Raw genomic sequence first — 25,320 nt, 5'->3', positions numbered from 1 at the left:
CTGAGCCCCGAGGAGGGTGTTTGGTTGGGGGTGTTAGCGCCCCGGCACCCGCAGAAGCACGGTCAACGTCAACAGCAGAAGCTGGCTATCGGGGGGTTGGCGGGGGGGGTCCGTTTGGGGGGGAGGAGGCAAGTACGTCCATGTGAGCTGGGTCCCCGCATCCAGGGGGTTCACGCCCCCTCAACCGGACCCACCCCGCCTTCGACAGTTGGCCGCGAGCTGTCGGGACGGCCGAGGCCCGGAAACGAGAACGCCCACCGGGTGGTGGGCGTTCTCGTGGCGTGTTGGCGCGCGGCCAACCGGCCGTTACATCACCTTCGACTGCTCCAGCTCGACCTGCAGGGTGCTGGCCAGCTCGTCGCGGGAGACTTCGAACTGCTGCTCGCGCACCAGGTCCTTCACCGCCACCACGCCGCGCGTCAGTTCGTCCTCACCGGCCAGCACCACGAAGCGGATGCCGGCCTTGGCGGCGTACTGGAACTGCTTGCCGATCTTCTTCGGTTCCATCTGCACTTCGGTATTGATGCCACCGGCGCGCAGGCGGCGCGCGATGTCCAGCGACTGCGGCATACCCTGCTCGTCCATCAGCGCCACCAGCGCCTGCACGCTGCTGGCTTCGATGCCGTCGATCAGGCCCGCTTCGCGCAGCTGCCAGAACAGGCGCGACAGGCCGATGGAAATGCCCACGCCCGGCAGCTTCGACTTGCCGTAGTGGCTGGCCAGGTCTTCGTAGCGGCCGCCCGAGCAGATCGAGCCGATCTGAGGGTGATCGGTCAGCGTGGTCTCGTAGACGGTGCCGGTGTAGTAGTCCAGGCCGCGCGCGATGGAGAAGTTCAGGCAGTACGCGGTTTCCGGCACGCCCAGCGCCTGCACCAGCTGCAGCACTTCGCGCAGTTCGGCCACGCCGGCACGCAGGATCTCCGAAGAACCGGCGTCGGCTTCAAGCGTGGCCAGGTGCGCCAGCGCATCGGCATGACCCTGCGAACGCACGGCCACGAATGCCAGGATCTTCTCGACCTGCTCGGCCGGAATCTCGAAGCCCTCGCCCACCAGCGTTTCGCGCACGTAATCGGCACCGCGCTTGTCCAGCTTGTCCACTTCGCGCAGTACCGCCAGCTGGCGCTCGCCTTCGGCCACGCCCAGGCTTTCGAAGAAGCCGCGCATCAGCTTGCGGTTGTTCAGCTGGATGCTGAAGTCACCGATGCGCAGTTCCGAGAACACCGCGTGGATGACCGCCAGCACTTCGGCGTCGTAACGCACGCTCAGGCTGTCCTTGCCGATCACGTCGATGTCGCACTGGTAGAACTCGCGGAAACGGCCGCGCTGGGCACGCTCGCCACGGTACACGCGCTGCATCTGGTAACGGCGGAACGGGAAGGTCAGTTCGTGTTCGTGCTCGGCCACGTAGCGCGCCAGCGGCACGGTCAGGTCGAAGCGCAGCGCCATTTCCGGCAGCGAACGGTCACCCGATTCGGCGGCGTTGGCCAGCGCACCGGTGGACTGCACGAAATACACCTGGCGCTCGGTCTCGCCACCGGACTTGGTCAGCAGCACGTCGGACAGCTCGAACACCGGCGTCTCCACCGGCAGGAACCCGAAGCGCTCGTAATTGCGGCGGATGACGTCCAGCATGCGCTGGAACGCAATCTGCTCGCGCGGCAGCAGCTCAAGGGTGCCGGGCGGGGTACGGGGCTTGATCACGGGCGGAACTCCTGCTGGAACGGGACGTGGGAGGGGGGCGACATTCTAGCGCCCCCGCCTCGGGCAGGGTCGAACGGCCGCTTGAAGTATCATAAGGCCCTCCCTCGCCCGCGATACGCCCCCGCAACATGTCCCGGCCTTCCGGCGCTCCGCCCGCCACCAACGATCCCGCCTCGCCGTCCTGCGCCACGCTGGACTGCCTGCACTGCTCGGTTCGCCACCTTGCGGTGTGCTCGGCGCTGTCGCCCGATGAAGTGCAGGCGCTGGAACAGGTCACCGTATCGCAGCAGGTCAGCATGGGCAGCACGCTGGCCCGCACCGGTGAAGAGCGCGACCATGTCTATACATTGACCGGCGGCGCACTGCGCCTGGTGCGCACCCTGGCCGACGGCCGCCGCCAGATCAACGGCTTCGTGCTGCCCGGCGACTACCTGGGCCTGAGCGGCAGCGATCACCACCGCTACGACATCGAGGCCATCGCCGACAGCCGGGTATGCCGCGTTGCGCTGCCACAGATGAAGGCGTTGCGCAGCCGCTTCCCGCACCTGGAGCGCAAGCTGCTGCAGCGCGCCTGCCAGGAACTGGATGCCGCACAGGATGCTGCGCTGGCACTCGCCCGCCTGCAGCCTGCCGAAAAACTGGCCGATTTCCTGCTGCGCCTGGCTGCACGCGAGGCCAAGCTGGGTGGCGACGGCCTGCGCGTGTCGCTGCCAATGGGCCGCGGCGATATCGCCGACCACCTGGGCCTGACCATGGAAACGGTCAGCCGCACCTTCACCAAGCTGCGCCAGCAGGGGCTGATCGCCCTGCCCCACCTGAACGTGGTGGAGATCCTCGACGAGGACGGGCTGCGCACGCTGGCGGGTGAAGGGTTGATCTGAGGGTTTCGCAGTTCATGGGGTTGCCGGCCAGCGGCCGGCACTACCCGTGTTGCGCGAAGGGCATTGTAGAGTCGAGCCATGCTCGACTCATCGCGCCGTGCGCGAACAACAGCCGAGCATGGCTCGGCTCTACATGGGAGCCAACACCTCACGCAACGCCGCGTAATCGGCGGCCAACGGTTCGGCGTGCGCCGGCCGCTGCAACAACGCATCCAATGCAGGCGGCACGGCCACGGGTTCGCCGATCAACGGTTCGACCACAGCCTCGAACTTGGCCGGATGGGCGGTAGCCACCACCGCCCAGTCACCCTTGGCACCACGCGCGCGCAGATCCTGCAGCACCTTCACCGCCGTCGCCGTGTGCGGGCAGAACAGTTCGCCACTGCTGGCATACGCTGCGGCAATCGTGGCGCGGATGGTCACGTCGTCCACCGCGAACGCACGGAACGCAGCGCGCAGCTCGGCATCATCTCCGTGGTAAAGCCAGCGCAGGCGTTCGAAGTTGCTTGGCGCCCCTACGTCCATTGCATTGGCCACGGTGGCCACACTGGCCTGCGGCTGGTAGTCGCCGCCGCTGAAGTACGCTGGCAGTACCACATTGGCATTGGTGGCCAGCACGATCTGTCCGATCGGCACGCCCAGCGCACGCGCCAGCACCGCAGCCATTGCGTTGCCAAGGTTGCCGGTCGGCACCACCAGGTTGAGCCGGCGACGGGTTTCAGCATGATGGGTCAGTGCCGCATGCGCGTAGTAGCTCATTTGCGGCAGCAGGCGGCCCAGGCTGATGCTGTTGGCCGAGCTCAGCGGCACCTGTGCCTGCAGTTCGCGGTCAGCCAGCGCCTGCTTGACCATCGCCTGGCAGTCGTCGAAGGCACCGGCCACGCGCAGCGCCTGGATGTTGTCGCCGAAGCAGCCGAGCTGATGCGCCTGCCGTGGTGACACGCGGCCATCCGGATACAGCACCACCACGCGCACGCCGGGCTGGCGATGGAACGCCGCCGCCACCGCGGCACCGGTATCGCCGGAGGTGGCGACGACGATCGTCAGGTCGCGATCCTGGCCAGCCTGCAGCCGCGACAGCGTACCGGCCAGGAAGCGCGCACCGATATCCTTGAACGCCGCCGTCGGCCCATGGAACAGCTCCAGCACATGGTCACCGCCGCCCAGTGGACGCAGCGGTGCCGGAAAGTCGAACGCCTCGCGGCAGATCGATGGCAGCGCTGCCTCCAGAGCATCGCCTGCAAAGAACGGTGCCAGCAGATCGGCGGCGGTATCGGCCAGCGTTGCGCCGGTCTGCAGCTCACGTGGCGCCGGCAGCACCTGCGGAACATACAGCCCACCATCGGGCGCCAATCCTGCAGCGATCGCCGCGCTGAGGCCAACAGCCGGGGACTGGCCGCGTGTCGAGACAAATTGCATGGGTTGGGTATCCAGTAAAGGGGAAGGATTCAGCACAAGCGGGCTCCCGGTGCATCCAGCGGCGACACCCAGGCATCGCTGTCGAAACCGGCGGCGGCGAATGCCGCCTGCACCGGTGCGGCAGCGGCGCGGGCGTGGTCGGCGTCCTCGAACCAGGCGAACACGCTGGGGCCAGCGCCCGAAATGCCCGCGCCCATCGCATGCGCAGACAGCGCCGCATCGCGTGCGGCCTCGAAGCCCGCAATCAGGCCGGCGCGGCGAGGCTCCACCAGCACATCACGCAGGCCTGCGCGGACCAGCGCGGCGTCGCTGCGATGGCAGCCACTGAGTACCAGCGCAAGGTTCGCACTCTGTGCCACGAATTCGCCCAGCGCATAGCTGCCGTGCAGCGCCTGGCGTGCGCGGCGTGTTTCCAGTACCGCGTGCGGATGCACCAGCAGGCTGTGCCAGGTAGCCGGTACCGGAATCGGCAGCAGGCGGTCGGCCGTGCACAGTGCAAGCCCGCCCAGCAGCAATGGCCCCACGTTGTCACCGTGACGGCCACCACTGGCCACCGCCTCGCCATCCAGCGCAAACGGATACAGCGCCTCGCGCGTCAGCGGCGCATCCAGCAGTGCATTGGCGGCGACCAGCGCAGCGACGCACGACGCTGCCGAACCGCCCATGCCGGAGCCGAACGGAATGCCCTTGTCAATCTCCACCGCGAATCCGAAGTCCAGGGCCAGCCCTGCGCGAAGCGACATCAGCGCAGCACCTGCGGTGTTTCCAGCCGCATCCAGTGGCAGCTCAACCGCACTGCCACGTATCGCATCGATGCGCACCACCGGTTCATCGATGCGGCGCACGCTCACGGTATCGCCAACACCGGCAATGGCATGACCAAGAATGTCGAAGCCCACCGCCACGTTGGCCACCGACGCAGGCGCGAACGCACGTGCGATCACAGGCGCGCTCCTTCGCCGGCGGCCACCCGCAGCAGGTCGGCGAACACACCGGCCGCGGTCACTTCCGGGCCAGCGCCCGGCCCCTGCACCACCAACGGATTGTCGCAGTAACGGCGGGTACGGAACTGCACCACGTTGTCGGTCAGCCGCAGGTTGGCGAAGGCGTGATCGGCGGGCAGTTCCTGCAGGCCCACCGAGGCGCCGCCGGCACCCAGCTGCGCCACGTAGCGCAGCACCGCGCCACGCGCCCGCGCGTCCTGCAGGCGCTGAAGCAGGCTGGCATCGGACTCGCCCAGCCGCGCCATGAAGTCATCCACGCTGCCCTCGCGCAGCAGCGCCGGCACCAGGCTTTCCACCTGTACCTGTTCCAGGCTGAGTGCGTGGCCGGCCTCGCGCGCCAGGATCACCAGCTTGCGCGCCACGTCCACGCCGGACAGGTCATCGCGCGGGTCCGGCTCGGTGTAGCCCATCGACCGCGCCTGCGCGACCAGCTGCGAGAACGGCTGGCTGCCATCGAAGCGGTTGAACAGCCAGGCCAGCGTGCCGGAGAAGATGCCCTCGATCGCCAGCACTTCATCACCGGTATCAACCAGGTCACGCAGCGTGGTGATCACCGGCAGGCCTGCACCCACCGTAGCCTCGTAGCGGAAGCGTGCGCCACTTGCCGCCGCCGCGGCGCGGATGCGCTGGTAGCGCGGCAGCGGCCCGGCCCCGGCCTGCTTGTTCGGGGTGACCACATGGATGCCGGCCGCCAGCCAGCCCTCGTAGCGCTCGGCCACCTCGGCGCTGCCGCTGCAGTCGATCACCACCGCATGCGGCAGGTGCGCGGCCAGCAGGTGTTCGGTGAAGCGATCCAGATCGCTGCACTCGCCGGCGCCCTGCAGAGCCTCCCGCCAGTCGGCATGCAGCCCATCCGCATCCAGGCGCATGCGCGAACGCGAAGCCAGCGCGCGCAGGCGCAGGTCGACGTTGGCCTTGGCCAGCAGCTGCGGGCGGGCCGCCAGCAGCTGGTCCAGCAGTGCGGCACCGACATTGCCCGGCCCGATCACACCGACCGCGAAGGTCTGCGGCGACAGCCAGAAACCGGCATGCGCCGCGCGCAGCGCGCGGGTGGCATCGGCGCTGTCCACCGCGACCGAGATGTTGCGTTCGGACGAGCCCTGTGCGATCGCAAGAATGTTCACCTGCGCACGCCCCAATGCCTCGAACAGGCGTGCGGCCACACCGGGCTGGCCGGCCATGCCGTCACCGACCGCCGCCAGGACGCTGACGCCCTCACTGACCTGCACGCGCTGCACCTGACCGACCGACAATTCGTGCGCGAACGCGTGCAGCAGCGCCTCGCGGCCACGCGCTGCTTCAGCAGCACGCACCACGCAGCAGATCGAATGCTCCGACGAACCCTGCGAGATCATCACCACCGACACCTGTGCCTGGCGCAGGGCCGCGAACACGCGCTCGGCCGTACCGGGTACACCGATCAGGCCGGTGCCTTCCAGGTTCAGCAGGGCCAGCCCGGGGCTCAGGGTCAGGCCCTTCACTGGTCCGCGTGGCGAGCGCTCGGCACTGATGCGCGTACCCGGATGCGCCGGCTGGAACGTGTTGCGGATGAAGATCGGCAGGCCCAGGCGGATCGCCGGCGACATCGTCTGCGGATGCACCACCTTGGCACCGAAGTAGGCCAGTTCGCAGGCTTCGTCGTAGCTCAGCGATTCCAGCTGCACGGCTTCAGGCACCAGCCGCGGGTCGGCCGACAGCACGCCGTCAACATCGGTCCAGATGTGCAGTTCATCGGCATTGAACAGCGCGGCGAAGATCGCGCCGGAGTAATCGCTGCCGTTGCGGCCGAGGGTGGTGATACGGTCATCGCGATCACGCGCGACGAATCCGGTGGCAACCAGGCGCGATTGCGGGTGCTGCAGACGCCACTTGGCCAGGCGGTCGGCACTGGCTTCCCAGTCGACATCCACGCCCAGTTCACCGTGCCCGACCACCAGCACATCACGCGCATCGAGCACCGCACACTCTTCGCCCAACGCCCGCAGGTGGGTGCCAAGCAGCTGCGCGGAGAACACTTCGCCCAGGCCCTGCACGCGGTCCAGGACCTCGCGCGGCAGTTCACCGATCACCGCCAGCGCGGCCAGCACTTCGGCCAGCTGATCAAAGCGGGCGTCGATCCATTCGACCGTCTCGCCCACCTGCTCGCCCAACAGCGCCACGGCGGCGCCGCGATGGCGCGCGCGCAGCGCATGCCACGCTTCACGCCAGCTTTCATCACCCTTGGCCGCCAGCCGGGCCAGTTCAATCAAGGCGTCGGTGACGCCCTTCATCGCCGAGACGACAGTGACCTGCAGCGATTCGGGACGGGCCAGCAGCAGGCCGGCAACATGGCGGTAACGTTCGGCATCGGCCACCGAGGTGCCGCCGAACTTGTGCACGACAGTGGACGGTGCAGCCAGTTCGGCCGGGGCAACGGGATGAGCGGGGGCGTGGGAAGACATGCAGACCTCGGCAGGAGGCCCCGTCGCATGCAGGTGTCGAGTTTCCCCGCCACCTGTATGGTGCGGGGCCGTGGTTTTCGGGAGTTACACGAAGACGACGGGCCGCACCAGGGCAGTGGTGACGGTGGTGGTGGTAATGGTGGTGGTGGCGACCGGCGCAGTCGAACGGCCCGCGGCGGCGGGGGCGATCAGGCTGGCGTGGGCGGCATCAGGAACCATGGCGTACAGAAAACACTGCGCGCCGGGCGGCTGTCAAGTGCTGCGATGCAAAAACCATTGCGGCGATCATCGGTCAACGTGCGGGCATTTGGTTGCATCTGAGACCAAGCGGGCATCAGCACGCTTGACGAGCGCATTCAGCCGGCATGTTCGGCGATCGCCCGCGGCGTGCGGTGGGCATGCGCGCACCGCATCACGCCGGACAGCAGCAACACGATGGCCAGCGCTTCCAGCAGCGTCGGCCAGCGCTGCTGCCAGGCGAAGGCATACAGCAGCGCGAACAAAGTCTCGAACACGATCATCTGGCCGGTCAGGGTCAGTGGCAGCAGGCGGCTGGCGCGGTTCCAGAATGCGTTGCCGAGGATCGAGGCCACCACTGCCACACCGGCGCTGATCGCCCAGAAACCACTCCACTGTGCCGCTGTGTGCCCGCCGGTGTGACCGATGAAGGCCATCGGCACCAGCAGCAGGGCCAGGCCGCCAGTCGTCACGCCGGTCAGCAGCGACCAGTCATGGCTGGACAGGTCCGGTCGGCGCGCCAGCCAGCGGCTGTTGCCGATCGAGTACAACGCCCACGAGAACAGCGCGCCGAACGCGCACAGCAGGCCGATCAGGCGCTGCCGCCACGGGGTTGCCAGATGCTCGGACATCAGCGCTTCCCAGCCAACCAGTCCCACGCCGAGCACGCACAGGCCCAGCGCCGGCAGCAGCTGCCTCAGCGGCACCGCCCCCTGCTCGCGCACGCCAACCAGGGTGACCACCACCGGAATCAGGCCGACAATCAAGGACGCCGCCGCGCCACCGGCCCACTGCACCGCCGTGGCCAGCAACAGGAAATACACGAGGTTCCCGGCCAGGCTCAGCCACAGCAGGCCGATCCATTCGGCGCGGCCCAGCCGCGGCGCCAGCCGCTTCCATCGCGGCAGCAGCAGGGCTACGGCGATCAGGCCGTAGACCAGATAGCGACCGGCCGACAGTTGCAGGGCGTTGAACGACTGCAGCACGGCGGGCGCGAGGAAAACCACGCCCCACAGTGCGCCGGCGGCAACGCCATTGGCGATGCCCAGGGCCATCGGGTTGTTGCGCATTCGGGTTCTTCGGGGGAGAGAACGGGCCGCGCAGTGTAAGCGCTGGCCGCTGGGCGCTCTTGACCCAGGCTACTGTCTTGTCACCTCTGTAGGGCCGAGCCCATGCTCGGCTGCGATTCGCCCTTGTGCAGATAAGGGCAGCCGAGCGTGGGCTCGGCTCTACAGATCAGCCGGCGCTCCTGCGCCACGCGGCCGGGGTCTGGCCACACTCGCGGCGCAGCGCACGGGTCAGTGCGCTCTGCTCGGAATAGCCTGCGGCCAGCGCGATATCGCTGATCGGCGCCGTGCTGGTGCGCAACCGATGCTTGGCCCAGCGCAACCGGCACGCACTGAGCCAGGCTTGCGGGCTGAGCCCGAACTCCTGCTGGAACAGCGCGTGCAACCGGCTCTCGCTGACCCCGACGAACGCGGCCATGCGCGCCACCGGCCACGCCTGCCCGGGGTCGGCCTGCACCGCCGCACACAAGCCCTGCATGCGCGCGCCACTGCCAGCAGGTGCAAATACCTGCAGCAACTGCGGCAGCAGCGCCGGCATCGGCTGCCCTGCCTGCACCTCGGCCAGGCGCCGACGCAATGCCAGCGGCAGATGCAGCCAGCGCTGCCGGCACAGATGCTCCTGCGTGCCGTCATCGAGCACGCCCGGAGGACAGTCAACGATCACGAACCCATTGGGACCGTCAGCCATCTGGTCATGCGCTTCGCCGGCGGCAACAAAAGCCCCCTGCAGCAGGTCCAGCCGACCACCGCGCCCTTCCATCTCGAACTGCAGCTCACCCTGCAGCGGGAGCACCCACTGCGCGTAGTCATGCCGATCCAGGCCAGTGGCCTGCCCGTAGTGCCGCAGATGGAAGATCGCGCCCATCAGCGCAGTGTGCGCGTGTAACAACGGCCGTGCAAACCGCTGCTATAGTCGATCCGTCATCCAACGCAGGGAGTGCAGGACGTGACCCATCAGCAGGTGTCCCCGGTGCTCGCCACCAGCCTCGGCCTGATGCTCGCAGCTTCGGCCTCCGCACAGGAGCGTACGCCACCGGCTCCGCACTGCATGGACGCTGTCGGCGTACAGGAAGTGGAGCAGGCTTCACCGCGCTCGATCGCACTGCGCGCCGCCTCCGGCCAGGCCTATCGGATCGACTTCAACGAAGATTGCCCCGGTGTCCGCGGTGCCACCTCGTTGAAGCTGGAAGCCCCCGCCGGCTGGGCCTGCGGCCGCCCCAGCGAACGCGTCGTGGTCGACGGCCGCCGATGCGCCATCATCGCGGTCACCCCGCTGCAGGATCGTGACTACGCCAGCGTCGCCCGCGACAGCGACCGCCTGCGCACGGCCACCCTGCCCGCCGTGACCATCCGCGAACGCAAGGAGGTACGCCGCAGCTTCGGCGGCTCACCGTCCTACTGCTTTGCCACGCGCAACGTGCGCGCCTGGTCCTCCGACCCGCAGGGCATGCTGGTGGAGACCAATCCGCACCGAAATGGTGGCCATCGCTACTACCGGGTCGAACTCGGCAGCCACTGCCGCCAGCTCGACCGCGCGCCGCAGCTGAGCTTCCACTCGGGCCTGCAGAATGGCTTGATCTGCGGCAATCCTGGCGATCGGATCATGGCTGCCGAGTTCGAGACAGACGATCTGCGCAGTGAGAGCATCGCCCCGCTGCCGCAGTACACCCGCGGCAGCTGCGCGATCCAGGCGGTCTACCCGGCCTCCAGCCAGGCGTCGAACTAACCGTCGACGCCGAGGAAGGTGAACGGTGCGCTGGGCACGAAGTGACCCAGTGCATCGCCAGCGAAGGTATTGCGCTGGTCCGGGCCGAGATCGAGCTTGAGCACCTTGCCGCCGAAATCGACCTTGTTCAGATCGACCCAGAAGGTGTTCGGGGTCAGCGCCGATTCGAAGAAGTACAGCCGCCGCTTGTGGTCAGCCACGGTGCGCCAGCGTGTGGATGAGATGTTCGGCTCGCCCGGCGTGGTGATGCCGTACGGCACCGAGGTGTTGCGGATCACGCTGAACACACTGGCCAGCGCCACCACCGGATCCTCGGCCTTGGGAATGGCGTTGATGTAGAACGAGGCGCGCGCGAAGCGGTCAGCGGAGCGGTTGGTACCCGGCAGCATCACCGTGCCGCCGATCTGCTGCCAGTAACTGTTGAGGGCCAGCTGCTGCTCGAAGATCGGCGAGTTGGTCATCACCTGATAGCGCCGGTCATGGTGTATCACCTGGCGACCGCCGATGTACTCGACGATGGCGCTGTCGCCGCTGGCATCGGACAGTGAAAGATGCAGCGTTGCCTGCCGATCCTCGCCGGGCACCTTGTCGGTGACGATGGAGTACGGCTCACGCTTCAGCGCTGCCACTGCCTCCTCCACCGTTGCGAAGTTGTCCAGCACGTACTGTGCCCACAACGAAATCGCCAGGCCCGGTTTGTTGCCACGCTGCTGTGGATACTCCGACTCGACCAGCCACAGCAGGTTGGCCACCAGGCCCTTTTCGTTCATGCCATCGGTGGTCGACACGTCGTAGCCGGTGGCCACCACCGAACCGTAACGCGCGGTCCAGGCCAACGACTTCGGGCCGGCCTGACCGGTGCGGGCAATGCCGCGCGGCAGTATGTAGAGGTTGGTCGCCACATCGACCTTCCAGTCCATCGAGCGCGCGGTGATCACATCGCCGTTGTCGCCCAGGTACACCGCACGCGTGCAGGCCAGCGCGGGTGCCACTGCGGCGGCCAGCGCGACCGCCAGCAGTGCCTTTTCCTTCCACTTCATCCGTGCCATGTCGTTGCGCTCCTTTCCCCGTGATCCATGGATATGACCCCATGCAGGGTGACACAGCGGTGAAGCCTCAGCGGACTGCGCGATCGTGCAGCCAGAAACCTGCAAGCATCGCCGGCACGAACCACAGCGCCTCGCGCGATCCCACCGCCAGCCCGGCGATGGCAGGGCCCGGGCAATAGCCTGCCCAGCCCCAGCCGATGCCGAACAACGCCGCGCCCAGCACCAGGCGCAGATCGACACCGCGCGCAGCGGGCAATTGGAAGCGCGTTGCGCAGGACGGACGCGCGCGCCGCAGCACCCAGCGCTGGCCAACCGCGCTGACCAGCAGTGCAGAGGCCAGCACCCAGGCCAAGGTGGGATCGACATCGCCGGCGATGTCGAGGAAACCGAGGATGCGGCGCGGATCGGTCATGCCGGCCAACGCCAGGCCTGCGCCGAAAAGCGCGCCTGCCGCACCGGCGGCCACCATCGCGCGGCTCATGCCAAGCCTCCGCCGTGACGGATCAGGAACGTGGTCAGCATCGCGCAGGCCATGAACACCAGCACCGCCAGCAGCGACCGTTTTGAGCCGCGGGCCAGGCCGCAGACCCCGTGACCACTGGTGCAGCCATTGCCCAACCGCGTACCGAAGCCGACCAGCAGGCCGGCACCGACCAGCTGCCACGCCGGCAAGGCATCACGCAGCAGGGCGCGGGGCGCTTGCCCTGGCGCGGCCTGCCACCACATCACCAACCCTGCAGCAGCCAGCAGGCCGAGCAGGAACGCCCAGCGCCAACCTCGCTCACCTGGCGCGGCACGCACACTGCCAGCAGCGATGCCACTGATGCCGGCCACCCGGCCCGTGGTTGCCAGCAGCACCACCGCCGCCGCACCGATCAACGCGCCCCCCGCCACCGCGGCCCACGGCAGGGTCATGACCTGCCTCCGCCCATTCCGTACATTCGCTTGCCTTTTGATTTAGATTTTTCTAAATTAGCTTTTTCTAAATCAACAGGTCAACCATGGCCCGCACCCCGCTCGACAGCGCCGCCATGGCCGAGCACGCCTCGCAGGCTGCGGCCCTGCTCAAGAGCCTGGCCCATCCTGCGCGGCTGCGCGTGCTGTGCCGCCTCGTCGAAGGTGAGGCGCCGGTGCCGGAACTGCAGGCACTGACCGGACTCAGCGCATCAGCGCTGTCACAGCATCTGGCGGTGCTGCGCGAACTGGACATCGTCGCGACCCGGCGCGAAGCGCAGGCGATCCACTACCGCGTGATTGAAGGGCCCGCACTGGGCGTGTTGCAGGCGCTGCATGCCGCCTACTGCGGCGGCACCTCGCGTTGACGCTCAGCCGGCGTGCAGGACTGGCTGCACGACGTTGTCGAGCAGATCCACCGGCGTCGGCGCGGACCGATCGCCCTGGAGGGCACGGGTAAAACCCGACCAGTCGCTGGATGACAGCTGGCGCAGCAGCGCCTCTTCCACCGGCAACGCGCGCATCGACCAGTACGGAAACTGGCGCTGACCGAGGCGGCCGCGCGCAAGTTCGATGATGTCGATGTGGCTGCCAGCCTGCAGGATCCGCTCGTAGACCGAGTCGATACCATCCGGCGGCCCCTCGATGTACTGCAGGAATCGCCCGCCGTCATGCAGCAGCACACCGGTCACGCCCGCCATCTTGTTGAAGCGGGCTGCATCGTCGACCAGCGCCCGCAACCGTTCAGCGGAAAGATCCGGCAGCGCCTGGCTGACATAGGCGATGGCACGCAGTGGCATGGTGCTTCCTTGACAAGATGTACACCCACGGTAGCAGTTGCGGACGAGTCCGTCTCAACACCCGCGGGCGCTTCCTGAAGAATTCAGGTTGCTGCTGCAGGCAGCCCCTCGACGCGCCTCGGCAGCAGGGCTTCGAAGACCACCTGCCCGGCCTCGTTGCGCGCGGCGATACGCCCCCCATGCGCGCGCACGAACTGATCGACGATGTACAGACCCAGCCCCAGGCCCTTGCTCTGGTGGAAGCTGGCCTTGAACGGCTCGAACAACCGCGGCAGCAGCGCGTCGTCGATCCGGCCGGCGTTGCTCACACGCAACAGCACGCTGCGGGGGTCGCGCCCGTCCACCTCCACCCTCGCCTCGCTGCCGTGGGTCAGCGCATTACCGACCAGGTTGGCGGCAACCTGGCCGAGACGGTCCAGATCGCCCTGCAGCCGCGTATCACCGTGCATGTCCAGATGGATCCGGCCTGCCCCATGCGCACTGCCCGCCTCAGCCACCACTGCGCGGGTCACGTCGGCCAGATCGCAGGCACTGGCCTGCAGGCGCAGGCCGCCGCTGCGGATCCGCGAGAAGTCCAGCAACTGCTCGACCATGCGCGCCATGCGCAGGGTGCTGGCCTCCAGGTACTGCAGCGTCTGCTGCGCGCCAGTGTTGTCTTCGGGAAGATCCAGCGCCAGCTTGTCGGCACACAGCAGAATGGCCGACAGCGGCGTGCGCAGGTCGTGGGTCAGTACCGCAGCCATCGTTTCGTTGAGCTTGAGCGCGCGTTCCAGCGCCTCGTTGCGCGCCTTCAGCAGCTGCCGCTGCTGGTACAGCTCGATGAAGACATTGACCTTGCTCAGGATCACCTGCGGCGCCACCGGCTTGTGCAGGAAATCGACCGCGCCGCTCTCGTAGCCCTTGAACACGCGCAGGGGATCATCCGGGGAGGCGGTCAGGAAGATGATCGGCACGTCGCGGCTGCGATGCGAACCGCGCATCAGTTCGGCCAGGGTGAAGCCATCGATCTCCGGCATGTGCACGTCAAGCAGGGCCAATGCCACCTCGTGCTCGAGCAGCAACTCCAGCGCCTGCGCACCCGAGCCGGCCAGCAGCAGGTTGACCCCTTCTCGCTGCAGCAGGGCCTGCATGGCTACCAGGTTCTGCGGCACGTCATCGACGATCAGCAGGTTGACCGGGGTCTGCGGCTGCGCAGGATCCGGTGGCAACAGGTTCATGCAAACAACTCCTTCAGGCGGCGACACATCAGTTCAAGGGGCAGCACGGCATCGGCGCCGGCATGCTGCAGGGCGGAAGCCGGCATCATCGACGCCTCGGCCTCCTCGGGACATTGCAGCCAGGCACGGCCACCGGCGGCGCGCACCGCAGCCACGCCTTCACTGCCGTCGCTGCTGGCACCGGTCAGCAGCAGGGCCAATACCTGCCCGCCGAACACTGCAGCAGCGGAGTCGAACAGTGGATCGATGGCCGGACGGGAAAACAGCACCGGCGCATCCACCGACAACGCCACCGATCCCTCGTCCTCCACCAGCAGGTGGTAATCCGGCGGCGCGAACGTCACCGTACCCGGCTGCAACGGCTGCTTGTCTTCGGCTTCGCGCACCGGCAACGCGCAGTACGGCGCCAGCACCTCGGCGATGCGGCTGGTACGGTCACGCGGCAGGTGCAGCACGGCCAGTACCGGTACCGGCAGCGTACCCGGCAGTGCACCAAGTACCGCCTGCAAGGCGGCCACGCCACCGGCGGACGCGCCGATCACCAGCACGGCTGGACGCGCCGGCAACGCCATCAGGCCACCTTCCGGTACAGGCGATGCTCGCGCGAACAGACATCGAAGGCGTCATGGTGGCACCCGAACTGCAGCGACTCCTTGCTGCCCAGGCCAAGGAAGCCACGGTGCACCAGCGCTTCGCGGAACAGGCCGACGGCGCGGTCCTGCAGATCGCGGTTGAAATAGATCAGCACGTTGCGGCACGAGACCAGGTGCACCTCGGAGAACACGGTATCGGTAGCCAGGCTGTGGTCGGCGAACACCACGTTGCGACGCAGCTGGCGGTCGAACACCGCACCATCGTAGGCGGTGGCGTAGTAGTCGGACAGCGACGCCCTGCCGCCGGCGGCCAGGTAGTTGCGGCTGAACTGGGCCATCCGGTCGATGCCATAGGCACCCGCCTCGGCGGTGGCCAGCGCGGCCGGATTGATGTCGGTGGCATAGACGATGCTGCGATCAAGCAGGCCCTCTTCGTGCAGCAGGATCGCCAGCGACCACACTTCCTCACCGGTGCTGCAACCGGCCACCCACAACTTCACCGAGGGATAGGTACGCAGTACTGGCACCACCTGCTCACGCAGCTCACGGAAGTACGCGGGGTCACGGAACATCTCCGAGACCTGCACGGTGAAGAACTGCATGGCCTGGGCGAACAGTTCCGGCTCGTGCAGCAGCCGGTACTGCAGATCGACCAGCCGTTCGCACTCGTAGCGCTGCATCGCCTGGCGCATGCGCCGGCGCAGCGATGACACCGCATAGCTGCGGAAATCGTAGTGGTAACGCTGGTACAGCGCCTCCAGCAGGACCTTCAGTTCCAGGTCGAACAGGGCCTGTTCGTTCATTGCCGCGAGCACCAGACCCGGCACAGCGAGACCAGCTTGTCGACGTCGATGGGCTTGGCGATGTAGTCGTTGGCACCGGCCTGCAGGCAGCGCTCACGATCATCGGGCATCGCCTTGGCAGTCAACGCGATGATCGGCAGGTCCTGCAGGTGACGCTGCGCGCGGATCTCGCGCATCGCGGCCAGGCCATCCTTCTCCGGCATCATGATGTCCATCAGCACCAGGTCGACGTCGCGCTCGGCCAGGCGATCCACCGCTTCCTGGCCGTTGCGCGCGATCTCCAGCGTCACGCCCAGCGGCTCGAGCACGCTGGACAGCGCGAAGATGTTGCGCACGTCATCCTCGGCCAGCAGCACGGTGCGTCCATCGAGCACGGTGTCACGGCGGCGTGCCTCGCGCAGCAGGCGCTGCTGGTCGGTCGGCAGGCTGGCCTCCACGCTGTGCAGGAACAGGGTCACCTCATCCAGCAGGCGCTCGGGCGAGCGCGCGCCCTTGATGATGATGCTCTTGGAGTAGCGGCGCAGGCGCTGCTCTTCCTCGCGGTTGAGCGCACGGCCGGTGTAGACGATCACTGGCGGGAAGCCGACATCATCGTTGCCGGCCATGTGCTCGAGCAGGTCGTAACCACTGCCGTCGGGCAGCGACAGGTCCATCACCATGCAGTCGAAGGTGACCGTACTCAGCTGCTCCAGCGCACCGGCCAGAGTGCCCACCGCGACAATCTGCAGCTGATCACGGCCCAGCAGCAGTTCCAGGTTGTGGCGCAGCTCACTGTCGTCCTCGACGATCAGCAGACGCCGCACGTCGCGCTGGCTGGTCTGCTCCAGCTGCTCGATGGCCGACACCAGACGCTCGCGCGTGGTCGGCTTGATCGCGAAACCAATCGCGCCCAGCTCGCGCGCCACCTGGCTGCGGTCCATCGCCGAGACCACGTGCACCGGGATATGCCGGGTATCGGGGTTGCGCTTCAGGCGCTCCAGTACGCTCAGGCCGGACACGTCCGGCAGGCCGATATCGAGCAGGATGCCGTTCGGGCGCAGTTCGCTGGCCAGGGTCAGCGCCTCTTCGGCGGTCCCGGCCACCACGCAGTCAAAGTCCAGTTCATGGGCCAGGGCCACCAGTGCTTCGGCGAACGTGGCGTCGTCCTCAACGGCCAGGATCAAGCGGCCAGCGCGTTGGCGACGACCGCGGTCATCGGCCACGCTGGGCACCGTCGTGGTCGGCGCCACCGCGGCCGCTGCAGGTACCGGCATCGCCGGCACAGTGGCCGTGGCGGGCGCCGCCACGGGCGCCGCAGAGATGTCAGTGGCGTTCGATGCGGGCGCACCCTGCAACGGCAGTTCCAGGATGAAGCAGCTGCCGCGGCCCGGTTCACTGTCGACCTGGATGCTGCCGCCCATGCGCTCGGCCAGATCGCGCGAGATCGACAGCCCCAGGCCGGTGCCACCGTAGCGGCGGCGGGTGCTGCCATCGGCCTGGCGGAACGCCTCGAAGATGACCTGCAACTGCTCGCGGGCAATGCCGATACCGCTGTCGCAGACCTCGAACCGGATGCGGCCCTGGCCGCCCGCACGCACGTGCAGGCTGACCTTTCCATGCTCGGTGAACTTCACCGCATTGGCCAGCAGGTTCTTCAGGATCTGCTGCAGGCGCTGGCTGTCGACCACCAGCTGGCTCGGCGCCAGCGCATCGGCCTCGATCTGCAGGGCCAGGCCCTTCTGCCGCGCCATCGGCTCGAAGGTCTCGCGCAGGCGCTGCAGCACGCTGTCCGTCACCACCACTTCATCGGCCAGCTCGACGTGGCCGGCCTCGATGCGCGACAGGTCCAGGATGTCATTGATCAGCGCCAGCAGGTCGTTGTTGGACGACAGGATCGCGCGCGCATACTTCACCTGTTCTTCGGTGAGCGTGCCGTCCTTGTTGTCGGCCAGCAGCTTGGCCAGGATCAGCGAGCTGTTCAGCGGCGTACGCAGTTCATGCGACATGTTGGCCAGGAACTCGGACTTGTAGCGCGAGGTGGCGGCCAGTTCGTTGCTGTTGCGCACCAGCTGGCTCTGCGCGACCAGCAGCGCCTGCTTCTGCGCCTCCAGCTCGTGGGTGCGCTCTTCCAGCTGGACGTTGCTCTGTTCCAGCTCGGCCTGCTGTTCTTCCAGATGGCTCTGCGACTGCAGCAGGCTGCGGCTCTGCTCTTCCAGTTCCTCATTGGCCACGCGCAGCTCTTCCTGCTGGGCCTGCAGCTCCTCGCCCTGGCGCTGGGATTCCTCCAGCAGCACCACCAACTGTGCACGCAGCAGTGATGCGCGCAGCGCCATGCCGATGGTCTCTGCACAGCGCTCCAGCAGCTCGACATCGAGTCGATCCTGTTCGCCGGCGCGGGTGCGTCCCAGTTCAACGATGCCCACGACCGCACCATCGCTGCTGATCGGCGCCAGGATGCGCTCGCGCACCGGCAAGCGCCCCAGGCTGGTCTGCAGCTCAAGCACCGAATCGTCACCCCCGTGCAGGTGGCGGATGCGTTCGTCCCGCGCCACCTGCCCGGCCACGCCCTCCTGCAATGCCAGCGACGCCGGCATGCCGGACGGCAATGCCAGGCCACCGGTCAGCTGCAGTCGCCCCCCTTCCAGGCGGTAGACGGCGGCGACATCCGCCTGCAGTTGGGCCCCCAGGCTGGTTGCCGCGGCCTCGGCGATCTGCTCCGGACCCAGGTCACCGCGCAGGCTCATCGCCACCGCGTTCTCGGCTTCCTGCAGCCACAGCGCCCGCATCGCTTCGCGCCGCGCCTGGATGGCGCGGGAGACGATCAACGCGATCATCAGGAACGCACAGCCGCCGATGCTTCGGTTGACCAGCGAGAACGCCGAGTTGGAGCTGGCCGGAGCGACGTTGTAGCCAATGATCAACAGGACGCAGGCGACGACGGCCACGATGAACGGCGCGCGCGCACTGCGCTGGAACAGCGTGACGCCAACAGCGAGGAAGTACGCCAGCCAGACGGCATAGCCCAGTGGAACCACCAGTTCCAGGGCGATGGTCGCCCCCAGCAGGACGGCGGAGGTCATCCAGATCCAGCGGTCACGCGTGGTCGCACCAGGACGCATGCAGGTCGGTTCCAGGAAATAAAGGTGGGAGATGGTACCCCGTGTCGTATTCAGCCGCACAGTACGAATGGCACGTGCCATGCCTCCACACACTCTTCACACTGCACTGCCTAGCTTCACGTCCCTCCCAGGGGTAATGCTCATTTCCACGTGGACGCTGCCGCCTCTACGACGTCCGTGCTGACGGACCCTTCACGCCAACTGCGACTGCTGATCGACAGCGTGCGCGACCATGCGCTGTACCTTCTTGATCCTGATGGCATGGTCTGCAGCTGGAACCCGGGCGCGGAGCGCATCAAGGGCTATTCAGCCGATGAAGTGGTAGGCACGCACTTTGGCCGTTTCTATCTGGCTGCCGATCGCGAGGCGGGGGAACCGCAGCGCCTGCTCCGCCATGCAGCTCAACATGGCCACGTTGCCAGTGAAGGGTGGCGGGTACGTCGCGATGGCTCCTCGTTCCGTGCCAGCGTGGTCATCGAGCCGGTCGTCGAGGCAGGCGAGCTGCTCGGCTTCGTCAAGATCACCCGCGACATCACCGAGCAGTGGCAGGCACAACGACTGCTGCGCGACGCCCAGCGTGCGCTGCGCAACACCCAGCAGTTCGAAACCGTCGGCCGCCTCAGCCGCGGCCTTTCGCACGAATTCAACAACCTGCTGACCACCATCGGCAACGCGCTGGACCTGCTCTCACTGCGTGTAAGCGGTGACGATGCGCGTGCCGCCGAGCTGCTGGATGCTGCACAGGCAGCCACCGACCGCGGCGCGCTGTTGACCCGCCAGTTGCTGGCGTTCAGCACCGGCCAGACCCTGATCCGCGAGCCACTGGACATCAATGCCCTGGTACTGCAATGGCTGCCGGACCTGCAGCGCGCCTGTCCGCCTGCGGTGCTGCTGGAGTTACGGCTCACACCCGGCCTGCCCCTGGTGAACACCGATGCGATGCAGTTGCAGGCTGCGCTGGCCAACCTGGTGGCCAATGCCGCCGATGCCACCCTCGAAGGCGGCCGCATCCTGATCGGCACCGCATTGGAGCATCGGCTCGACCCGGATGCGGACTCCACGCTGCAACGGGGCTATGTCACGCTCAGCGTCTGCGATGATGGCCACGGAATGGCGGCCGACATCGCCGAACGGGCCACCGAGCCCTTCTTCACCACCAAGGACATCGGCAAGGGCAGCGGCCTGGGCCTGAGCCAGGTGTTCGGATTCACTACCCAGAGCGGCGGCTTCGTCGACGTGTCCACCACGCCCGGTGTCGGCACCACGGTCAGCCTGCTGCTCCCCGCTATGGAGGACCCTGCCGATGACCGATGACCCGATCCGCGTACTGATGGTGGAAGACCAGACCGATCTGCGTGAAATGATCGGCCTGGCCCTGCGCGACCTCGGCATCGACGTGGCCACGACCGCCGACGCGCATGAGGCCGCCGCCCTGCTGAAGGGCGAAGCACGTTTCGACGTGGTGTTCAGCGACGTCAGCATGCCCAACGGCATGTCCGGCATCGAGCTGAGCGAGCATGTGGCGCGCGAACAACCGCAGGCGCGGATGATCCTGTCGTCCGGCTATGCCCGTTCGCAGCTGCCGCCGCTGCCGGAACAGGTGGAGTTCCTGCCCAAGCCGTATCGGCTGCGCCAGCTGGTGCAGTTGTTGAAGCAGGCGTAAGCCACGGCGCCCCGGCAGCAAGCCCCTGCGGTCATCCCTTCATCGCCCCCCGCTGGAACGACGCCAGCAGCGTGGAAGCCGCCGCGGCCGGCGCCAGCCGACCACGTGCGAGTGACCAGGTGATGCCGTAGAAACAGGTCCAATAGAAGTCCGCGAGCCACACTGCGGTGAAACCGACGTTGAACTCTCCGGCCGCCTGACCACGCAGGAAAAACGCCTCGAAGCGCTCGCCGATCGGCGCCCAGCGCTCCGGCAGAAGATGCAGGTCGCCCTGGCGCTGCTGCTCTTCCATCATCCGCGCGAACAGCAGCGTCACCAGTTCCCAGTCCGCCAGCAGCGTGGCGGTGACCTGCTCCAGCACGTGGCGTGCATCACCGCCCTCGTCGAACCAGATCGCCGCCGCTTCCAGACGCTCAAAGCCTGCGGCGAACAGTGCTTCGTCTATCGCTTCACGTGTCGGTGCAAACCGATACAGCGTGGCCCGGCTGATGCCTGCCCCCTGCGCCAGTTCGCTGAGCGTGCAGCGGGGATGGCTGACCAGGGTGGCTGCCAGGGCGTGGTGCAGGTCGCGGCGGGTGCGTGCTGCGGCAGGTCGCATGAAAACGCTGAGGTATGGGTTCGCCCTCACGCTAGCATGAATCATCAATTAATAAACTGAATCACGGATGATTCATCCGAATCACCAATGCGCTAAAACGGCTGTGCGTCCGGTGCACCCGGGTCGGTGCGCGACAGGGAACGCGTCACAGGCATCGAAGGAGACAACGCCATGCTGCATCCACTACGCGATATCGCTGTACTGTTCGACGCCAGCGACACCGGGAACCGCGTTCTCAACATCGCCGCCCATCTGGCGCAGGCGCAGCAGGCGCATCTGGTCGCAGTCTCCACCGCCCAGCATCCCACCGACATCGCCAACGGCTTCGCGCGCGGCGCCGGCATCGCCGCCGCGCTCGACCATGAGGCGCGCGCGGATGCCGCCTGCACCGCACAGTTGATGCAGAACCTGCGTGCCGTGTCCGAGCCGCTGCAGATCAGCACCGAACTGCGCATCGTCTCGGACTATCTGGGCGGCGCCGACCTGGCCCTGCAGTCGCTGTACTGCGACCTGATCATCGCCGGCTATCCGCGCACGCCCGGCGCCCCTTCTGGCTGGCACCCGCTGGGCACCCTGCGCCAGACCGGCGTGCCGATGCTGCTGGTGCCGCCGCATTGGCAAGGCGATCAGGTCGGCCATCGCATTGTGGTGGCCTGGAATGCCAGCAAGCAGGCACGTCGCGCGGTGGCCGATGCGCTGCCCCTGCTCGCGCGTGCACAAGCGGTGCACCTGCTGATGGTCGACACGCCCAAGGCCGAGGCCACACCCGGCGCAGAGATGGCCCAGCATCTATCGCGGCATGGCGTTGAAGTGGAGATCCAGACGATCAGTTCGAGCCAGGGCGGCGTTGCCGCAACCATCCGCCAGCACGTACTCGATGCCGACGCCGACCTGCTGGTGCTGGGCCCTTACAGCCGCAGCCGGGTGATCGAGCGCGTGCTCGGCGGAGTCACCGAGGATCTGCTCGCCGAAGTACCGACGCCGCTGTTCGTATCACATTAGTGCCGCCCTGCCCCGACCGGCGGTAGCCGGTCAGGGATTGACCGGTATGCCGTCGGAAGTAGCGACACAGGTAGGACGCATCCTCGAAACACAGGCGCTCGGCGATGCGACCGATCGGCAATTCGCTGTAGGTGAGCAGTGCCTTGATCTCCAGCACCACCTGACGGTCGATCAATGCCTTCGGCGTCTCGTCGAAGCACTCGCGGGTCAGCTGCGAAAGATAGAACGGGGTGATGCACAGCGCCTCGGCGTAGGACTGCACGTCACGTTGGCGCGTGCTGCGCTGCCCGACCAGCTCCCAGAAGCTCCAGGCCAGGCGCTCGCGTCGGCTGACCTGCGCGGGCGCCCGCTTCTGCTTCGGCAGCAACGTGGCCATCTTCAGGAAGAAACTCTGCAGTAGATTGCGCAGCATCACGTGGCGATGCCGTCCACCGTTGTGTTGCGCGTCCATCATCAGCTGCAACCATCCCTGCAGCAACGGCACATCCAACGGTGACGGCCGGCAGTGCGGCTGTTCGTGCAGGAACTGGAACAGCGCATTGGGCAACACATAGGCCACCTCCGATGCCAGCGCTTTGGGCATCAGGCAGACCATCGCCAGGAAGCCGCGCGAGCGATGCCGCAGCAGCGCCAGCGTGTCCTCTGCCAGCACCAGCACATCATGACGCTGCACCGCTACTTCGCGGAAATTCAGTGCAAAGCGCGCGCACCCCGAGACGCATACCAGTACCACCAGATAGGCGTGACCGAACGACAACGGGACGCCCTGTCCTTCGGCCAGCGTACTGACCTCCAGCCGCATGGATTCGTCCTGGTCCAGAAGCTGGGGTACGCGGTCCATGGGCCGATCCGGCTGTATTCCGGGCCCCAGCATACTCGGGCTCGACCATCAGTTGTGAAAAGTACCGAAACCATCAAGGTCCCGTTCTGGGCCGGTCGCGCCTGGCGACCTAGCCTGTGCACTCTCTTTGTCTCCTTGGAATCGACATGCAGCTGCACACCGAACGCTTGATCCTTCGCCACTGGCGAGACACCGACGCCGCCGATCTGTACGAGTACGCCCGCGACCCGCGCGTGGGTCCGATCGCCGGTTGGCCGGTGCACACCAGTGTCGAGGAAAGTACCGAAATCATCCGCACCGTCTTCAACCAGCCAGAGGTCTACGCACTGCAGAACCGCGAAGACGGCCGCGCCATCGGCTGTGTCGGCATCCTGATCGGCGCTGACAGCAACTTCGAGATCAGCGACCGCGAAGGCGAGATCGCCTACTGGATCGGCGTACCGTACTGGGGCCGCGGGCTGGTCCCCGAAGCGGTGCGCGAAGTGATGCGGCATGCATTCCTGCAGCTGGAGCTGGAAGCGCTGTGGTGCGGTTACTTCGCTGACAACCTGCAATCGCTCACCGCGCAGCGCAAATGCGGTTTCCAGCATCACCATACCGAAGTGAACAAGTTCAACAGCTTCCTTGGCGACTACCGTACCGAGCACATCAGCCGCATCACCCGCGAGCAATGGTGTGCCCTGCAGGCCGCCACACCTGCTTGAACAGGATTCAGCCCGACGTGCGCTGCATGAACAGAAGTTCCGGCGTCGAGGACGCTTCAACCTGCAGGAAACCGAGATCGCGGTACAGGGCCACGGCGGCCGTATTATCACGATAGACGCGCAGGGTGAGGCGTTGGATACCGTCTTCACGCAGCGCCTGTGCACTCAAGGCCTGCATGAGCAGCCGGCCAAGGCCGCGCCCGCGTGCCAACGGGGAAACAATGATGCGGCCCAGGTGCGCGGTGCCGGAGCCGGTCATCCAGTACTGGCCAAAGCCTACGCAAAGATCTTGCTCGTCCAGCAGCGCCCAGCCCGGGCGCACCTCGAGCTCAAGCACCTGCGCGAACCGCTCCGGCGGCAGTGGAAACGGTACACCCGGGCCTGCCCAGCGCTGGGTGGCCCCGGCGGATTCGGGCCAGCTGGCGACGGTGGCGTAGTTCGAAGGCTGGACGGGGCGAAGGTTGGGTTCCATGACATTCATGGTGCGCCATTTGCACCGGATAGACACGCTGCATGGCCGCACTTGAGTTTTGTCATAGGACAATAAACAATTCCAGACGTCCAGTCGTCACGCCCCAGGCGCGGTGGCACCCAACCCATCCCAGTTCCGGGAGATCCCATGTTCAATGGCCGCAGCGCGTTTCCCCTGACCCTGCTCTCTGAAGCCGGCATCGACTTTCGGGCATTTGCGCACCTGATCGAGCGCCTGGCTGATTCCGGTGTTGATTCAATGGGCGTCCTGGGCTCTACGGGCAGCTACGCCTATCTTGAAAAGCCCGAGCGCAAGCGGGTGCTGCGCGAAGCACTCGCGCATGCCGGGGGCGTACCGGTGATCGCCGGCATCGGTGCACTGCGTACCCGGGATGTGCTGGAACTAGCGCTGGATGCGGAGGATGCGGGTGCTGCTGGCCTGCTGCTAGCTCCGGTGTCCTACCAGCCCCTGAAGGATCATGAGGTGCAAGCGCTGTTCGAAACCGTATGCGCTGCGGTGCGCACACCGATCTGCGTCTATGACAATCCCGGCGCCACGCACTTCCGCTTCTCCGATGCGTTGCATGGCCGCATCGCCGCGCTGCCCAACATCGCCTCGATCAAGATTCCGCGCCTTGCTGACGATCCGGCCGAGGCGGCCGCGCGCGTTGCGGCACTCCGTGCGTGCGTTCCTGCGCATGTGACGCTGGGCGTCAGTGGTGACGCCTCGGCGGTGCGTGGACTGCTGGCGGGGTGCGATGGCTGGTATTCGGTAACTGCCGGACTGTTCCCCGAGGTTGCGCTGCAGATCGTGCGGGCCGTGGGAAACAGCGATGCCGAGGGCGCCATGGCCCTCTCGGCACGACTGGCGCCGCTGTGGTCGTTGTATGACCGGTTTGGCGGGATTCGCGTCACGGCCTGCGCAGCGGCCCTGCTGGGGCTGTGCGGCGAAGACTGCCTGCCACTGCCGCTGCAGGGGCTGCGGGACGGCGAGCGCGAGGAAGTGGCGGTGGTGTTGGGTGGGCTGGGGCTGTTGTAGAAGCCCGGCGAG

General features: G+C 67.0%; 26 protein-coding genes. 8 read left to right on the top strand and 18 right to left on the bottom strand.

Translation table 11 applies throughout. The features are described 5' to 3' along the window. Positions 1-306: 306 nt before the first annotated feature. The gene (gene hisS / locus ARC63_RS13490) at positions 307-1,701 is read right to left on the bottom strand and encodes a histidine--tRNA ligase (RefSeq protein ID WP_057503561.1); all 1,395 of its coding nucleotides are present in this window, start codon (positions 1,699-1,701) and stop codon (positions 307-309) included. A 128-nt stretch (positions 1,702-1,829) separates the two neighbouring features. Here hisS and ARC63_RS13485 point away from each other — a divergent pair, with 128 nt between their 5' ends. After that, positions 1,830-2,582: a Crp/Fnr family transcriptional regulator gene (locus ARC63_RS13485; RefSeq protein WP_043397202.1), complete on the top strand. Its 753-nt coding sequence runs from the start codon at positions 1,830-1,832 to the stop codon at positions 2,580-2,582. A gap of 129 nt (positions 2,583-2,711) precedes the next feature. Here ARC63_RS13485 and thrC read toward each other — a convergent pair whose 3' ends face one another. The 6 genes from thrC to ARC63_RS13460 all read right to left on the bottom strand — a co-directional run bounded on the left by thrC (position 2,712) and on the right by ARC63_RS13460 (position 9,615). After that, complete coding sequence (thrC, locus tag ARC63_RS13480; protein WP_057503560.1) at positions 2,712-4,001, bottom strand: threonine synthase; 1,290 nt, start codon at positions 3,999-4,001, stop codon at positions 2,712-2,714. Between the two features lie 29 nt (positions 4,002-4,030). Continuing rightward, positions 4,031-4,945 carry a homoserine kinase gene (locus ARC63_RS13475; protein ID WP_057503559.1) on the bottom strand — a complete coding sequence of 305 codons (915 nt, stop codon included), beginning with the start codon at positions 4,943-4,945 and terminating at the stop codon, positions 4,031-4,033. Beyond that, the gene (thrA, locus tag ARC63_RS13470; RefSeq protein ID WP_057503558.1) at positions 4,942-7,446 is read right to left on the bottom strand and encodes a bifunctional aspartate kinase/homoserine dehydrogenase I; all 2,505 of its coding nucleotides are present in this window, start codon (positions 7,444-7,446) and stop codon (positions 4,942-4,944) included. The genes ARC63_RS13475 and thrA overlap by 4 nt, the downstream gene beginning before the upstream one ends. Before the next feature lie 84 nt (positions 7,447-7,530). Next, positions 7,531-7,665 carry a hypothetical protein gene (locus ARC63_RS23810; protein WP_269213947.1) on the bottom strand — a complete coding sequence of 45 codons (135 nt, stop codon included), beginning with the start codon at positions 7,663-7,665 and terminating at the stop codon, positions 7,531-7,533. 137 nt (positions 7,666-7,802) lie between these two features. Continuing rightward, entirely contained in the window at positions 7,803-8,753 is a 951-nt protein-coding gene (locus ARC63_RS13465) for a DMT family transporter (protein WP_057503557.1), read from the bottom strand. Between the two features lie 166 nt (positions 8,754-8,919). Continuing rightward, on the bottom strand, positions 8,920-9,615 hold the full coding sequence (locus ARC63_RS13460) for a helix-turn-helix domain-containing protein (RefSeq protein ID WP_057503556.1): 696 nt from the start codon (positions 9,613-9,615) through the stop codon (positions 8,920-8,922). An 81-nt stretch (positions 9,616-9,696) separates the two neighbouring features. Between ARC63_RS13460 and ARC63_RS13455 the strand changes: the two genes are divergently transcribed. Beyond that, on the top strand, positions 9,697-10,476 hold the full coding sequence (locus tag ARC63_RS13455) for a DUF6491 family protein (RefSeq protein ID WP_057503564.1): 780 nt from the start codon (positions 9,697-9,699) through the stop codon (positions 10,474-10,476). Here ARC63_RS13455 and ARC63_RS13450 read toward each other — a convergent pair. The 3 genes from ARC63_RS13450 to ARC63_RS13440 form a co-directional block, all read right to left on the bottom strand. Then, positions 10,473-11,525, bottom strand: coding sequence for a linear amide C-N hydrolase (locus ARC63_RS13450; RefSeq protein WP_057503555.1), 1,053 nt, complete (start codon positions 11,523-11,525; stop codon positions 10,473-10,475). The two genes, ARC63_RS13455 and ARC63_RS13450, sit on opposite strands and share 4 nt — an antisense overlap. 67 nt (positions 11,526-11,592) lie before the next feature. Next, positions 11,593-12,006 carry a DUF6691 family protein gene (locus tag ARC63_RS13445; RefSeq protein ID WP_057503554.1) on the bottom strand — a complete coding sequence of 138 codons (414 nt, stop codon included), beginning with the start codon at positions 12,004-12,006 and terminating at the stop codon, positions 11,593-11,595. Beyond that, entirely contained in the window at positions 12,003-12,440 is a 438-nt protein-coding gene (locus ARC63_RS13440) for a YeeE/YedE family protein (RefSeq protein WP_049483264.1), read from the bottom strand. Before ARC63_RS13440 ends, ARC63_RS13445 begins: the two co-directional genes overlap by 4 nt. 86 nt (positions 12,441-12,526) lie before the next feature. On the opposite strand from ARC63_RS13440, the gene ARC63_RS13435 reads away from it, so the two are divergent. Then, entirely contained in the window at positions 12,527-12,847 is a 321-nt protein-coding gene (locus ARC63_RS13435; protein ID WP_049410702.1) for an ArsR/SmtB family transcription factor, read from the top strand. 3 nt (positions 12,848-12,850) lie between these two features. On the opposite strand, the gene ARC63_RS13430 is transcribed toward ARC63_RS13435, so the two are convergent. The 5 genes from ARC63_RS13430 to ARC63_RS13410 form a co-directional block, all read right to left on the bottom strand. Beyond that, positions 12,851-13,279, bottom strand: a complete 429-nt coding sequence (locus ARC63_RS13430; protein ID WP_057503553.1) for a BLUF domain-containing protein — start codon at positions 13,277-13,279, stop codon at positions 12,851-12,853. A gap of 83 nt (positions 13,280-13,362) precedes the next feature. Beyond that, a complete protein-coding gene (locus tag ARC63_RS13425) occupies positions 13,363-14,496 on the bottom strand; it encodes a hybrid sensor histidine kinase/response regulator (protein ID WP_010482609.1) in 1,134 nt (377 codons plus the stop codon). Beyond that, entirely contained in the window at positions 14,493-15,068 is a 576-nt protein-coding gene (locus ARC63_RS13420) for a chemotaxis protein CheB (RefSeq protein ID WP_010482610.1), read from the bottom strand. Before ARC63_RS13420 ends, ARC63_RS13425 begins: the two co-directional genes overlap by 4 nt. After that, a complete protein-coding gene (locus ARC63_RS13415) occupies positions 15,068-15,892 on the bottom strand; it encodes a CheR family methyltransferase (RefSeq protein WP_057503552.1) in 825 nt (274 codons plus the stop codon). The genes ARC63_RS13420 and ARC63_RS13415 overlap by 1 nt, the downstream gene beginning before the upstream one ends. Beyond that, entirely contained in the window at positions 15,889-18,990 is a 3,102-nt protein-coding gene (locus ARC63_RS13410) for a response regulator (protein ID WP_057503551.1), read from the bottom strand. Before ARC63_RS13410 ends, ARC63_RS13415 begins: the two co-directional genes overlap by 4 nt. A gap of 150 nt (positions 18,991-19,140) precedes the next feature. On the opposite strand from ARC63_RS13410, the gene ARC63_RS13405 reads away from it, so the two are divergent. Both ARC63_RS13405 and ARC63_RS13400 read left to right on the top strand, forming a co-directional pair. Further along, complete coding sequence (locus ARC63_RS13405; protein ID WP_414615410.1) at positions 19,141-20,304, top strand: two-component system sensor histidine kinase NtrB; 1,164 nt, start codon at positions 19,141-19,143, stop codon at positions 20,302-20,304. Further along, a complete protein-coding gene (locus ARC63_RS13400) occupies positions 20,294-20,653 on the top strand; it encodes a response regulator (RefSeq protein ID WP_010482617.1) in 360 nt (119 codons plus the stop codon). The genes ARC63_RS13405 and ARC63_RS13400 overlap by 11 nt, the downstream gene beginning before the upstream one ends. Positions 20,654-20,684: 31 nt before the next feature. On the opposite strand, the gene ARC63_RS13395 is transcribed toward ARC63_RS13400, so the two are convergent. Then, complete coding sequence (locus ARC63_RS13395; protein WP_057503550.1) at positions 20,685-21,251, bottom strand: TetR/AcrR family transcriptional regulator; 567 nt, start codon at positions 21,249-21,251, stop codon at positions 20,685-20,687. Between the two features lie 171 nt (positions 21,252-21,422). On the opposite strand from ARC63_RS13395, the gene ARC63_RS13390 reads away from it, so the two are divergent. Continuing rightward, entirely contained in the window at positions 21,423-22,253 is an 831-nt protein-coding gene (locus tag ARC63_RS13390; protein WP_057503549.1) for a universal stress protein, read from the top strand. Here ARC63_RS13390 and ARC63_RS13385 read toward each other — a convergent pair. Continuing rightward, entirely contained in the window at positions 22,201-23,094 is an 894-nt protein-coding gene (locus tag ARC63_RS13385) for a helix-turn-helix domain-containing protein (RefSeq protein ID WP_057503548.1), read from the bottom strand. The two genes, ARC63_RS13390 and ARC63_RS13385, sit on opposite strands and share 53 nt — an antisense overlap. Positions 23,095-23,240: 146 nt before the next feature. Here ARC63_RS13385 and ARC63_RS13380 point away from each other — a divergent pair, with 146 nt between their 5' ends. Continuing rightward, positions 23,241-23,798, top strand: coding sequence for a GNAT family N-acetyltransferase (locus ARC63_RS13380; RefSeq protein ID WP_057503547.1), 558 nt, complete (start codon positions 23,241-23,243; stop codon positions 23,796-23,798). Positions 23,799-23,805: 7 nt separating this feature from the next. Here ARC63_RS13380 and ARC63_RS13375 read toward each other — a convergent pair whose 3' ends face one another. Next, positions 23,806-24,270 carry a GNAT family N-acetyltransferase gene (locus ARC63_RS13375; protein WP_057503546.1) on the bottom strand — a complete coding sequence of 155 codons (465 nt, stop codon included), beginning with the start codon at positions 24,268-24,270 and terminating at the stop codon, positions 23,806-23,808. Positions 24,271-24,417: 147 nt separating this feature from the next. On the opposite strand from ARC63_RS13375, the gene ARC63_RS13370 reads away from it, so the two are divergent. Beyond that, positions 24,418-25,308: a dihydrodipicolinate synthase family protein gene (locus ARC63_RS13370; RefSeq protein ID WP_057503545.1), complete on the top strand. Its 891-nt coding sequence runs from the start codon at positions 24,418-24,420 to the stop codon at positions 25,306-25,308. Positions 25,309-25,320: the final 12 nt, after the last annotated feature.

The sequence above is a fragment of the Stenotrophomonas geniculata ATCC 19374 = JCM 13324 genome, from assembly GCF_001431625.1.
Taxonomy (GTDB): domain Bacteria; phylum Pseudomonadota; class Gammaproteobacteria; order Xanthomonadales; family Xanthomonadaceae; genus Stenotrophomonas; species Stenotrophomonas geniculata.
This window is presented reverse-complemented; position numbering and strand designations above follow the sequence as displayed.